The organism is Dictyobacter arantiisoli (assembly GCF_008326305.1).
In the GTDB taxonomy this organism is placed as follows: Bacteria; Chloroflexota; Ktedonobacteria; order Ktedonobacterales; family Ktedonobacteraceae; genus Dictyobacter; species Dictyobacter arantiisoli.
This window is the reverse complement of sequence record NZ_BIXY01000128.1, coordinates 1-12,688: the sequence shown is the minus strand read 5'-3', so window position 1 is coordinate 12,688 and position 12,688 is coordinate 1. Positions and strand designations below refer to the sequence as shown.

The following is a 12,688-nucleotide window of genomic DNA, read 5'->3' as shown; positions in this document are numbered from 1 at the left end:
GGAAAGAAGCTAAAAGAAACCATCGTACCATTATATCGACTTCGTTGGGCCTTGAGCCGGCTCTGGATTGAGCATCATCCATTCTTTTCTCTTGCTTTTTCTACCACCCCGAATTGTTCGAACCGATGTTCGAACAATTCGGGGTGACCCGTGGTTTTACTCCTTGTCGTACTCGTCGTGGCGGCGCCACCAGGGGCCTGCTTCGTTGCGACCGCGTGGTGCGCGGTCGAGCCATTGTTGCATGCTCCAGAGCCCATCCAACCCGCGCGCGTAGGTCGAGTAGGTATGGTAGATGACGCCATCCTCAAGCGCGAACGCGCTCATGCCAGGGGTCTGTCGCGCATACGTTGCCACGTCCGTGCCGGTACCCGCCGCGAACTTCGCCATGGCTTCAGCCACCGCCTCGTTTGCGGCGATGTCGTGGGTGCGTGAGCTGACGTCGCCCTGGCGATAGTTGTATTCGACGGCTCCTAACTGCTGCTGCTGCTCCGTAAAGGAGACGCTGAAGTCGTAGTTGAAGTCGCTGCCGAACGAAGACGCCCAGGGGAAGCTCCAGCCCATCCGCTGCTTGTATGCCTGCAGTTTTGCGAGCGGAGCCAGTGACACCGCACAGAGCGTGACGTCGTGATTAGCAAGGTGGGTAACCGAGCCGTCGAAGCCGTCGGCGATCGACGAGCAGGTCTGACACCCTGCCGTGAACTCGGGTCCGAACATGAAGTGATAGATAAGCAGTTGCGAGCGCCCCCTGAAGAGATCGGCGAGGGACGCTGTGCCCTCGTCTGTCTCGAAGCGGTACGGCTTGTCGATGCGAACCCAGGGCAGTTCCTGCCGTCTGCGCGCCAGTTCGTCGCTGCGCCGCGTCAACGCCTTCTCTTCCTCCAGCAGCTCCAGCCGGGCCGCAAGCCACTCCTCATGTGTTCCAGTCTGATGATTGGTCATAGTTTCTCTCTTTCTTATTGATCAATCTGATTTTATCTATGCAATTTCAAACTTGATGGGCGAGAGGGGATCAATCCCCTTTCACCTCTAGGACACACAAGTGATCCTAAACTCATCGCACATGATCAGCACATTTGGAGGGCGGGGCTGTAGCCGCATCGATGAGCATGCCAGGGTCAGGCTTACCGACGCGCAAGGAGGGGATCACGCTCACGTGGCATGGTGTACCAAAGATCATCACAGATTTTGCGCTCCTCTTCATCTAATGAAACAGTGGCACCACGTAAACTTTCCGCGAATTGTTCCAGCTTGCTGGCTCCTAGAATGGCGCAGGTAATGCCAGGCTGAGCCAGAACCCAGGCCAGCGCTACCTCGACAAGCTTCTTGCCACGCGGCTCTACGATGCCGGCGAGACGGTCAACGGCCTCAAACATAGGATCGTGCCAGTAGCGTCTCTGATACATGCCTCCGCTGTTTTTTAGTGTAAAACGAGTATCTTGCTCAAGAGTACGTGTCTGGCGATACCGTCCGGTCAGCATACCAGCGGCAAGAGGATTGTAGACGATAACGCCAACGTTATGAGCCTGAGACAGCGGGATCAGTTCGTCTTCGACCATGCGGAAGAGCATATTGTAGCGGGGCTGGACGCTCTCGAAACGGGCCAGATTGAGCAGTTTGCTGGTCCAGAGCGCATCGGCGAGTCGCCAGGCCGGGAAGTTTGAGCAGCCAATATAGCGTACTTTGCCCGCGTGCACCAGGTCGTCAAGAGCACGCAGCGTTTCCTCAATAGGCGTGGTTGGATCAAAGGCATGCACTTGATAGAGATCGATGTAATCCGTTTTGAGGCGGCGTAGGCTCTGCTCACAGGCGGCAAGAATGTGACGGCGGCTCAATCCTTCGTCGTTGGGGCCTGGACCGATTTTGCTGTAGCACTTGGTTGCTAGCACGATGCGGTCGCGGGCTTTGCGCTCACGTAGCCAGTTCCCAACGATCTCCTCCGTCTTGCCAACGTTCTCTAAATCAGCGTCGAACGGATAGACGTCGGCGGTATCAAAAAAATTGACGCCAGCTTGATCAGCGGCATCCATAAGAGAGAAGGATGCTGCTTCGTTTGCCTGATTGCCAAAGGTCGCGGTCCCCAGACAGATTCGGCTGACTTTCAAGCCGGTACGCCCTAACGATGTAATGTCCATCAATGGTTCCCTTTTCTAGGTTTCTCTGTATTCAAACGAGACGTGCGAGAGGGATCAATTCCCTTTCACCTCTAAGACACACAGGTGATCCTAAACTCATCGCACATGATCAGCACATTTGGGGAAGAGGGCGGGAGCCGCGTCAATGGGTGCAAAAAGGCGAGAGTGGGGAAGAGAAATCAGCTCCTTGATTGCAAGGGCGTATGGCGGTGGAGGAAATCCAGAAGCAACTGGTGGAAAGCCTGCGGATTGTCTATATTGGCGACATGCCCGGCACGAGGAACGACCGTATATTCACACTGCGGTTCAGCTCGCGCCCAAATGGGTGCCAGCTTCCGAATATTGCCAGTTCGATCATGCTCACCATGAAGCAGAAGAAAAGGGACCGGAATCTGATAGCCAGGCTCTTCATGCAGACCCTCCAGCAGTTGGAGAATGACTGTTGTGAATTCAGCTTTACTCAGCCTCCCAAACGCTTCGTAGAGATAGGCACGAACCTCGGGGCGCTCTGCGCTGATGTCAGCGCTCTGGCGACGGAGCAGGTTGTAAGGATACAGATTCAGCAACGGCGCTCCCAGGCGAGCCTGCCATTTTTCCTGGAAGGAAAGCCTCTGCGTGTTCCAAGTACAACCCAGGAGGATTGCCGCTCGCACCAGTTGGGGAACGCGAAAAATCACCTCCTGGGAGATATTGCCACCCATTGAATGGCCGACCAGGGTGATCTGTTTGGCCCCAAGATGCTCCAGTATTGCCAATAAATCGTCAGTCGCGCGTGCGAGCGTAAACGGACTGCTTGCCGGGCGCGAGTCCCCATGTCCGCGCACGTCCCAATAGAAAACACGATATTCTCGGGCGAGCACCTTTATGGTCTCTTCCCATTCTCGATGATCGATGCCTGCTGCATGTGTAAGGACATTGAACGGGCGCTCCACAGGGCCTGTGAGCCAGTAACGAATGGTGCATCCTTCACGGGGGAATTCCATTGTGTCAATGTTTTCAAAGGGAATCGTTCTTTCCTGTTGAACATGGGACGACGAGAATGATTGGAGAATCAGGTGGCGGAGTTGCTGAAAGAAAGCCTGCACAATCACTTTTCCCTCCTGGGAATTGGGGAGATGCGCCGGTGCCAGGGCGCATTGCATCATCTCTGCGATAGTATGAGCAATCGTCTCCACAAGGGGGGAAGAGTGCCGGATCAAAGACCTCTCCGATGTTCATGAGCCCGATGGAATGCCGCCAATGGCAACCACATCTCATCCTATCTGGTAGAAGATGGCACCATAGAAGCGCTCATGTGGCAGCAACAAGAACCACAACATATGGTGGCTTCAATCAATCATGATACAGCCGAAATATGGAAATTAACATAACATATTATGTCAATTCCATGCTGCTCACAGTGCCATTGTGGAACCAGGTTCTACTCATTGTCGAACAAGTGGATTAAAACTGTGCTTTGCGCCATGATACCCATGTGCTATGAGGAATTTAGCATTTCCGCGCGGCCTAACCGGTCTCTTGTTCTTCTTTTCTCGCTATTCTGACTGATCAACTTTCTTCTTGCAACAGAACCGTTGCTAAAATCCGTAACTATCCTAAGCAAGATACAACTATCCATACAATCGCAAGAACACCGCCTTCGGCAGTGACGATTGCAAGAAAGCCGAACCCAACCAACCAGGAACGTAACAGATCTTTCCCCGAATATGTCGGGCGGGGTTGGTCCCGTCGGCGGCAACAGCAACGCCGAGCCTGCGCCGGTATACGACACAGGCTTGACCCGCGGGTCAGTGATCGAGCAAGCACGCGCCTTGCCCGTGTGTTTCATGTGGAGAAGATATGCCATACCCAGGCGAGCAATGTTGAGCGAGGCACAATAATCGCGATCCCCGTTGAAGCTACAGGTCTCACACCACAGCCATCGTCCCCAGGGGACAGTTTCTCCCCGCTCATCTGGGGAGCGATACGTTCTGGCGGAGGTACCGCAATGGGGACAGGTATGCGAGGTGCCTCGTGGGGGGCAGGTCTGAAAACGCAGGCCCACCAGATGACACTTGTACCGCAAGAGCCGCCAGATCTCGCCTCGAATCGTGGCATTGTTGCGGTAATTGCGCCAGCGCCCACGCACTCCACGCCCGGTGGTTTTCAGCGTTTTGAGCGATTCCATCGACACCAACTGGCAGCCATGCAGACGGCACAACAGGAGCAAGACATTACTGGCAAGGTGGGCCAATGCTCGATTGCGTTGCTCATACTTGCGCCAGCACCGATCCACCTCTCGGCGATAGCACGCCAAGCGGATCTCGTACCAGGCTCGCTTGGAATGCCCTTGCGACACAGCATCTCGTTCCTGCTCAAAGCGTGCGACTTTTTTCTTCAACTCGTCAATTTGTCGGCGCGTCCGTGCCTGCCTCCCATCGAAGCCCCCCGTCTCCAAAAAGAACGGTCTGCCGACTTGCGCGCCAGTTTCATCCACCGCCGTCGCGGTGAGCAAGGAATGCACGCCCCAGTCTGCGCCAAGCACTCGCCCCATCCCATCCCATTCAGGCGGAGCCTCTTTTTCCACCTCGATGATGAAATCCAGCACCGGCGAACCGCTCTCCATTTGCCCCTCTCTCTTCCCGCAGCGTCGGAGCCATGAGGGCTCCGCCACGTAGGCGCTCCTTGAGGCAATCGGGTAAGACAATGATCGTCTCCATTTTGCGCCAGTGCCAGTCTCCCTGTTCATCAGGATAGCGGAACCGGAACCGTGCTATGCCAGCGTCCAACGCAACGTGTAAGCGGTAGGCTTGCCCTTTTTCACGACCATCATCGCCCGCATAGGTCAACATGCCGACTTTGAGGAGCGGGACGGATTGCAGTTCCTCATATGAGGCAGGGAAATGGTCGTGTTGCAAGAAAAAATTGCAGCATTGCTCGGTGACGTTTTGCAGCGTCAAAAAGCTGGTTTCATCATCTTCCACCTGTTTTTGCAACGTGGCAATGGCTTGCTTCAGCGCCGCCCGGTTCTTGCCTGCTGGTCGCTTTTCCGTCTTGGGGCAAATAAAGCCATCGGAGAGGATCGGGGCAATGAGGGCAAAGGCTTCTTTTCGTTCCGCTTGCGCCCTCAGCAAGCGGCCGACCACTTCGCTCTCGCAGCGCCACTGCCGATCTCCATGCGGCTGCGGGCTGCCGATATATTGCCCCACCTGTTTCCAAGCGGGTCCTGTGGTCCGTTCGCCAAACGCATCAAGAGACGGCCAGAGGATTTCTAGCGCCTGGTTGACAATAGAGCGCGAGACATGCAGCAAACGGAGTGCATCGGCCTGGGCTTCGTCAGGTAAGCGCACATCGTAGGTGAGGGGTTGGTGAGTACGAGTGATCCGCATCTTTTTTCCTTGACGAACATTTGTCCTTGGACGAAAGTATAGCATGATTTGTAGCATGGAGCAAGTATTCATATGCAGAAAGAAGTTGAGGATGGATAAGGATAGTACATGAAATCAGGCAACTGTTAACTACCCTCTATCCTGCGTGCTTCCTCGTGCTTCTTCGTGCTTCTTCTATCTGGGCCAAAAGGGCGCGTGAAGCAACCGTTTTGGGGTGAATGTTTCCCAGTGACTGCGCGTGGATCTGGAGAGAGCTTCCAGCTAGTAAAGATGCGTTGTCCATCTTCCCTTGAAGCTTGCAGAGCCGCGCCAGGTCGTACAAGATTTGGGCTGTCTCAGGATGATGTTGGCCCAGACGTCGCTCGCGGATCAGCAATGCGCGTTGGAAAAGTGCCTCAGCCTGCTCATAATAGCCCTGTTCACAGTAGAGAAGAGCCAGACCATGCAGGGGATACGCTCCCACGTGATGCTCAGGACCAAGCGCTTGTTCAAAGAGCGAGTGAGCTTGCTGATACAATAGTTTGGCTTGCTCATATTTCCCCCACTCGCGGTAGAGGTCAGCCAGGACCACAAGCGTCGCGGCCATATCAGGATGGCTTGCTCCCAGGGTCTGTTCAGCGAGACGAACCGCACGCTGGCAGAGTGGTTCGGCCTGTTCGTACCTGCCTTGCACCCGATAGAGGTTGCCCAGGTTGCTGAGCGAGCCCGCTATCCGAAAGTACTCTAGCCCTCCTGTTTGTTCCCGGATCTGCAACGCTCGTTGATACACCTGTTCAGCCAGATCGTACTTGTGCTGCTCCATGTAGACATTCCCCAGGCGGTTCAGCGACAAGGCGACTTCGAGATGCTCCGGTCCCCAGGTCTGTTCTCGGATCTGCAACGCTCGTTGCTGCAACGGAAGCGCCAGATCGTACTTGCCTTGCTCGTAGTACACCATCGCAAGACCTTCGAGTGGAAACGCGATTTCAGGATGCTCTGGTCCCCAGGTCTGTTCAAGCACCTGTTGCGCGGACTGGAACAGGCGCTCAGCCTGTTCATAATCGCCCAGGAGTCGATAGAGGTAAGCCAGCTTGCTCTGGAGCGAGGCAACGGCGGGATGCTCCAAACCGACCACCTGGACCTGGATCTGGAGCGCTTGCTGATACAGCGATTTCGCTCGTTCGTACTGGGACCGCTGGTCCAAATAGTCCGCTGCTTTCAGGAGTAACTCAGCCAGCTGCTGGTGCTGGAGGAGAGTCGGAAAAACTGCGGCACAGGTCATGACATGGGGAAGAAGACGCTCGCAAGGTCCCCAGATGTCTGTCCCAGTGTCACTGGTGATAACAGGAAAGGCCGCGTTGAGCAGGTGAACCACACACTGATGCCACTTCACCTGCTCTTGCTCGCTCATCCCCTCCTGTAAGATAACCTGAACCAGGCGGTGAAGCGAGATGGTTTGTGTCTCGGGCTGTCGTTGCACCAGAGAAAAACTCCGCAGGACAGCGATCGCCAGGTCAAATTGGTACGGATCTGGGAGGATAAGACCCTCGGCGCTTGAGTTCTCTGATCTACTCAGACGAGTCGCATCGGAGAGAAAGAGTTCCTCGGGAATGCCATCTGCCGCGAGGAAGGCGCAGAGGCAGAGTAGATCAGCTGCCAGAGGCTGCCTCTGCCTGACCTGTGTGTAGGCCAGAGAAAAGGTAGCAGTGACAGAGTGAGGATGATCTCTGACTGATGTCCCTCTCCGATCGAGAAGCTGAGAGCGCAGATGAGTATAGCGTTGCAGATAATCAGAGATACTGCACCCGGTTTCTTCAATGTATGCACCTGCTTGATCGAGTGCCAGCGGAAGACCACCCAGGAGATCTGAAAGTCTTTGCCCTAAGCACTGATCTGTAGGTGGAGACTGAACGAGCGTGGCGTCAGGCTCAAGGCGTTTTATGCGACGCAGGAGAAAAAGCGCCCCGTCGGAATCTGTCATTTTGTCAAGTGGAATGCAGCGAGCGAAGGATGCCGTTGATTGGATGCGTGTGGTCAACAATATATGACCCTGGCAGTCTACAGGCAGGACTTGTTGAATCAGTGCTAAATCTTCAATATTGTCCATGATCAGGAGCCAACGAGTATGCCTGCTCAACCAGTCGCTGAATAATCCAAGAGAATCTTCATCCTTCTGGCGCTCCCGGAGTGGATGTCCTAGAAAATCAAGCAGTCCTGTGCAGCTAGAAACCAGGTCGTCACGAGTGTCTGCTTGTACCCAAAAGATCCCAGCGTATTGATCACGATAACGGTAGGCATATTCTATTGCTATATGTGTTTTGCCAATCCCTCCTAGCCCACTAAGCGCCTGGATATAGGAGAGGGTTGTCAACCTCCCTGAGAAAAAAACAGTATGCAGGGAGGTGAGCACATCCTGGCGACCAGTAAAGAAAGGGTTGCGCCAATATGGTACGTACCAATCTTTTCCCTCTCTTGCGATCGATTCTTCTTGCACGGTCTGGGGCTGCGACATTGGTAAGCTAGGATGGAGAGGAGGTATTTCATATGGAGCCACACCTGATGAGATTAAACCCAGCTCCTCGGCGCTCATTGCGAAAAGCTCACAGAGTTTTCGTCGAAAGTGAGGGCTTGGCTGGGCAGTGCCTCGTTCCCAGCGCCCTATCGTTTTAGGATCACCAAGGTTCAGCTTCTCTGCCATGTATAAGCGTGACCATTTCCGCTGCTCACGTTCTGCTCGTAATCGCAGGTTGGGGGTAGGCATCCTATCAGTATTCATCGCATCCCTCTTCAGAAAATGACTGCTTTTTCCACATAAAGAGTAATCATTTGACAAATAACTTGCGCGGTTTTGCCAGGATTATTGGCGTGACTTTTGAGCTTACGCAGTCAATATTCCTGCCAAAGTAACTACTTAGGTATCCCCTTTGGACGCCGCAGGCACTGAGACGTAGTGTGAGGATGTTTGCCAGCAAACTTTGTCGGTCGCCAAGTGTCCTGAGTGGTTACCTGCCAAATAAAATGGCGAGACAGAAGCAGGTTCTTTTCTAGCTATGTGTATCTGCTCTTTTGCTATCGTTTTTCAGCTGAGCTTGTCCCGTTTTCGTAGAGTCTCCAGAGGTTTGAGATGAGGAGAACGAAAAACGTTTTGACGTAACGTAACGTTGACTTTTCTATTATAACATGGAAACTGCTCTACGCCAAACGTTACGTTACATCTGTTGATCCCCACTTGTTCATACATACATGGGCTCACGTATCCGAGCGCCGAATGACAGCGAACGCGATTGTAATACATCTCCATAGAGGTAAAAAGTTCTGATCGCGCTTCATCATGAGATGAGTAGACGATGCTCCTTACACACACACTCATCTTTCAATGTGCCAAAAAAGTAGGGTAGGCGGCGAGTGGGGTTGCACCGATATGGCACCTACCAATCTTTTTCCTCTCTTGCGGTCGATGCTTTCTGCGTGGCCTGGGGCTGCGACATTAACTAGCCCCCTTTTTCGCCCCCTTTTTCGCCCTACTGGAGGTTTCAGCAAGCAGTATTTTTCAGTATCCTTTCCTTACAAGGATTGTTGAGATACTTTCATTCTCGCGAGGGCTTGTCAAAATATTAACATATAAGGAGAAAAGAACAATGGAAAAAGAACGTAGCTCTTTAGAAGAGATGCTCGATGCAGCCAGAAAGCAGTTTCTGGAAGAAGATCTCACTACATTGGATTTTAAAATCGAAGAGTTGGAAAGCCGCTTAGCCTTCTCGGTCACCACTGAGGGTGGTGATGTTTGCGCATTCTGCCCAACCTACTGTGTGGCGTAATAGCTATTCAGAAGAGGTGGAGGATTTCTTCATGGAGTCCTCCTCCGCAGGTTTTTTCTGGGTAAGGAAGCCGCCGTTCAGATGAAAGGCATAACAGGTATGATCGATCAGTGTCAGGAGAATGAAGTATGAGCATTGTCACAACGGATGAACATCCTCTACCACAGCATCCTCGAGTACTCACTGATCTGGTTTATGTTCAAACCTCCCCACAGCGTTACCTGGTAAAGGATACCCAAACTGGCCGCTACTTCCGCTTGAGCGCAGCGGTTGTCTGTATTATGCAGAGTCTGGATGGGACGAAAGCTCCCGACGTGATAGGTGCAGAGTTGGGCCTGAATGTGGCCTCCGTCCTGTATACTGTCGATCAACTTGCACGGCTTTTTCTTCTTGAGACAGACACAGATGGACCAGAGCAAAGGAAGAAAAAGCTCAAGAGCCAACGTCACTGGCTCATGCGCATTTCGCTCCTGCGTAGAGATCTGATCACGACTGATCTCTGGATGGATCGCGTCTACCAGGCGCTGCGCCTCAAATATGTTTTTTCACTCTGGTTTGGTGTCGCTTTGCTTGTTCTCTATACAGGGGCTCTTCTTCTGTCTCTTCACTACCAGGAGCCCATACAGAAGACACTCGCGACAATGACACAATGGAATGGCTCCTTGCCTGGTTTTGTGGCGATAAGCCTCGCATTCGATTTTGTGATCTGTCTCTTTCATGAACTGGCGCATGGTTTTGCCTGCAAGCATTTCGGAGGCAAGGTACAGGCTTTCGGCGTTGGTCTCTATTTCTTCCGCCCTGTTTGTTATTGTGATGTCACTGATGCCTGGGCGTTTCCAAAGCGTTCCCAGCGCCTAGTTACTCATAGTGCAGGCATGGCAATGAATTTCTTTCTGACCTCTTTAGCCCTTCTTCTTCTCCCTCTTGGGGCGAGTATCCATTGGCTATGGACCGGCATTATCCTTATTTTGCTGGTCGCCTGCATACGGGCTATTATCAATTTTAATCCACTTATCAGGCTCGATGGCTATTATTTGCTGGCAGATCTCCTGGGTATCGAGAATTTAAGACAAAAAGCGTTTAATTTTCTCTTTTCAAATGTGAGACGCCTGCTCTATAAACTCGGGCTTACACAGATACCACCAGCTCAGCAGATGCTTCGAGGTAATTTTCGAGAAAAGCTGATTTTTCTCTTCTATGGAGTATTTTCGATCAGCTACACAACGATCTGGTGTACCACGCTGGCGACTTCCTATACACACTTGCTCGCCCGGTATCTTGGTCTCTGGAGTTGGCCTCTCTTGTGCCTTGGGATTGCAGTCGTGATCATGTACCCACTCTGGACGCGATGGGAGATGAATAGCCGGAAACATCGCGCGTTTCATAAATACCAGCTTGAACATGATCATCTTAGTAGCAAATAGGAGAAGGTTGGCTCATGCCGCGTCTTACAACTATCCGACCTAAATTGAGGCAAACTATGGCTTTTCAACTCAAAGGTAGGAATCTGCTCTTCACTGGAGATGGGAAATATTTTCTCCTGAAAGGGGATAGTGCTACTCGCTGGTTCTCCTCTTTTGGCGCGTATCTGGATGGAACACACACGCTTGAGGAGCTCTGCCGAGGTATGAATCCAACGGTCTCCGATATGATTGTGAAATGTATACATGAACTCATCCAACAGGGCATTCTCAAGGACGCATCTCCCGAAGACCCTGCGCTGCTGGCAAAAGAGGTCTATCACTATTTTCGGTCACAAATAGAATTCATTGATCATTATGCTGACACCCCGCAGCAACGTTTCAAAGACTTCCGTGAGAGCCGTATCCTGCTGGTTGGTTCCGGGGAGGCACTTATCGCCCTCGGCAATTCACTGCTCAACAATGGCTTACGGGATCTCTTGCTTGCTCCTACCGATACAATGCATAGGTATAGAGAGATACTTACTTCCACGGTGGACAATCTGCGGCAGCATGGTATCGAAGCCTCTCTCTCCCTCCTCGATGCTTCATCACATCGCTCCGATGCTTACCTGGACACCTACGATATTGTGGTCTACTGTTCAGAAAATGGTTCTCTCGATGAGATCTTTGAACTCAATCAGAGATGTCTTGCTCGCCGCATCAAGTTTCTTCCGGCACATATTTTCAACGGAAAAGCATTTATTGGCCCATTGGTGAATCCGACAATAACGGACCCTTGCTGGTTCTGTGGACAGATGCGACTTGCTGCCAACAGTGATGCGGATAGCGCTCGTATGCTCTGGCAAACCCTGGCCTTAAAGGATGCGTTCCGTTTTAAAGAGTCTGCTGTGTCCTATCCTGTGACAAGTACGCTGGGAAATAGCCTTAGTTTTGAACTTTTCAAAACACTTACAGGCATCATCCCTCCTGAGGATAAAAACGTTGTAATAGTGAGAGATATTGAAACACTCGCATCAAAGCGTGAAACACTCGTAAAACACCCGTTATGCCCATTTTTTTCATATGTCGAACAGAGTGCATATATACATCATTTTCTCGATTTTGTTGCGGGGGCGCACGATCATCCAACAACCAGCAAAGACCTCCTTGAAAGAAGTTCTCGCTTGATGGATTCCTCTTTTGGTCTGTTCGGCGCTTTTCAAGATGATGGCATTGAGCAAATTCCTCTGCGGTGTACAAAACTGTCGATTTCTACCTCGATCTTCGCGCGAGGAACACATCCAGAAATCACGACATATAGCCCTGAAAACGTACAGGAGGCGCGTTACGCAGCTCTCCTGGAAGCGGTTTGCCATTATTCGATGGCTCTACCAGACGCACGAAGTACACTGCTTATGACCAGAGAGGATGTACACGAGACCGGCAAACAAGCTATCGCTCCAGAAGCTTTTTTAACCTGGTCTGGCATACATATGAAAGAACAAGGCAAGCCGCTCAGATGGCTTTCTGCATTTTCTCTCTTCTCAAAAAGTATTTGTTATGTGCCTGCGGCAGCCGCATATCCGTATTCAGAACTGAACAGTCAAGGAAGCTTCGAGAAGACATTGGCTGGATTCGCGGTAGGCCCAACGTTTCGAGATGTGCAAATCAGTGGGATGCTCTCTGCTCTCACCTCTCTGCATATAGGAGAGCTTCTGCGTATGCAGAGTGCGGTCATTGAACTGACGCAGGAGGCGATGTCACCATCTGATCCTGATCTGACATTTCTTCTGACAACAATTCAGCGCTTCCCACAAATCTTTACACTCCTGGAAGTGGTGCATAACTCCCCGGTACATATCATCATCGTCTATACAAAAGAAGACCCTGAAAAGGCCCTGGTGACGCTGGGGTATGGGCTTTCGGGAAGAGAAGCCCTCAAAATGGCTTTACATGGCATGGTCGCGAGGCTACAAGCACAACAAATA

Annotated in this window: 9 protein-coding genes and 1 pseudogene; 3 read left to right on the top strand and 7 right to left on the bottom strand. The window is 52.0% G+C overall.

Annotated features, from left to right (window positions below):
- Nucleotides 1-156: 156 nt before the first annotated feature.
- The 7 genes and pseudogenes from F1593_RS25855 to F1593_RS30165 form a co-directional block, all read right to left on the bottom strand.
- Nucleotides 157-939, bottom strand: a complete 783-nt coding sequence (locus tag F1593_RS25855) for a DUF899 domain-containing protein (RefSeq protein WP_149404447.1) — start codon at nt 937-939, stop codon at nt 157-159.
- A gap of 182 nt (nt 940-1,121) precedes the next feature.
- Nucleotides 1,122-2,132, bottom strand: a complete 1,011-nt coding sequence (locus tag F1593_RS25850; protein ID WP_149404446.1) for an aldo/keto reductase — start codon at nt 2,130-2,132, stop codon at nt 1,122-1,124.
- A 179-nt stretch (nt 2,133-2,311) separates the two neighbouring features.
- A complete protein-coding gene (locus F1593_RS25845; protein ID WP_149404445.1) occupies nt 2,312-3,331 on the bottom strand; it encodes an alpha/beta fold hydrolase in 1,020 nt (339 codons plus the stop codon).
- Between the two features lie 278 nt (nt 3,332-3,609).
- Nucleotides 3,610-4,737, bottom strand: coding sequence for a zinc ribbon domain-containing protein (locus F1593_RS25840; protein ID WP_172632456.1), 1,128 nt, complete (start codon nt 4,735-4,737; stop codon nt 3,610-3,612).
- A complete protein-coding gene (locus F1593_RS28685; RefSeq protein ID WP_172632455.1) occupies nt 4,676-5,500 on the bottom strand; it encodes a hypothetical protein in 825 nt (274 codons plus the stop codon). The genes F1593_RS25840 and F1593_RS28685 overlap by 62 nt, the downstream gene beginning before the upstream one ends.
- Before the next feature lie 136 nt (nt 5,501-5,636).
- Nucleotides 5,637-8,255: an FxSxx-COOH system tetratricopeptide repeat protein gene (fxsT, locus tag F1593_RS25835; RefSeq protein WP_149404443.1), complete on the bottom strand. Its 2,619-nt coding sequence runs from the start codon at nt 8,253-8,255 to the stop codon at nt 5,637-5,639.
- Between the two features lie 444 nt (nt 8,256-8,699).
- A pseudogene (locus F1593_RS30165) lies at nt 8,700-8,868 on the bottom strand (IS3 family transposase); the annotation flags it as partial.
- Nucleotides 8,869-9,117: 249 nt separating this feature from the next.
- Here F1593_RS30165 and F1593_RS25830 point away from each other — a divergent pair.
- The 3 genes from F1593_RS25830 to F1593_RS25820 all read left to right on the top strand — a co-directional run.
- Complete coding sequence (locus F1593_RS25830) at nt 9,118-9,297, top strand: hypothetical protein (protein WP_149404442.1); 180 nt, start codon at nt 9,118-9,120, stop codon at nt 9,295-9,297.
- A gap of 128 nt (nt 9,298-9,425) precedes the next feature.
- Nucleotides 9,426-10,721 (top strand): site-2 protease family protein, encoded by a 1,296-nt coding sequence (locus F1593_RS25825; protein WP_149404441.1) that lies wholly within the window; start codon nt 9,426-9,428, stop codon nt 10,719-10,721.
- Nucleotides 10,722-10,735: 14 nt separating this feature from the next.
- Nucleotides 10,736-12,688: TOMM precursor leader peptide-binding protein (locus F1593_RS25820; protein ID WP_149404440.1), on the top strand; the 1,953-nt coding region annotated here is incomplete at its 3' end.

Bases quoted from the DNA above. Each gene is read 5' to 3' on its own strand.
- F1593_RS25855 (WP_149404447.1), bottom strand. From the start codon at position 939: ATGACCAATCATCAGACTGGAACACATGAGGAGTGGCTTGCGGCCCGG.
- F1593_RS25850 (WP_149404446.1), bottom strand. From the start codon at position 2,132: ATGGACATTACATCGTTAGGGCGTACCGGCTTGAAAGTCAGCCGAATC.
- F1593_RS25840 (WP_172632456.1), bottom strand. From the start codon at position 4,737: ATGGAGAGCGGTTCGCCGGTGCTGGATTTCATCATCGAGGTGGAAAAA.
- F1593_RS28685 (WP_172632455.1), bottom strand. From the start codon at position 5,500: ATGCGGATCACTCGTACTCACCAACCCCTCACCTACGATGTGCGCTTA.
- fxsT (WP_149404443.1), bottom strand. From the start codon at position 8,255: ATGAATACTGATAGGATGCCTACCCCCAACCTGCGATTACGAGCAGAA.
- F1593_RS25830 (WP_149404442.1), top strand. From the start codon at position 9,118: ATGGAAAAAGAACGTAGCTCTTTAGAAGAGATGCTCGATGCAGCCAGA.
- F1593_RS25825 (WP_149404441.1), top strand. From the start codon at position 9,426: ATGAGCATTGTCACAACGGATGAACATCCTCTACCACAGCATCCTCGA.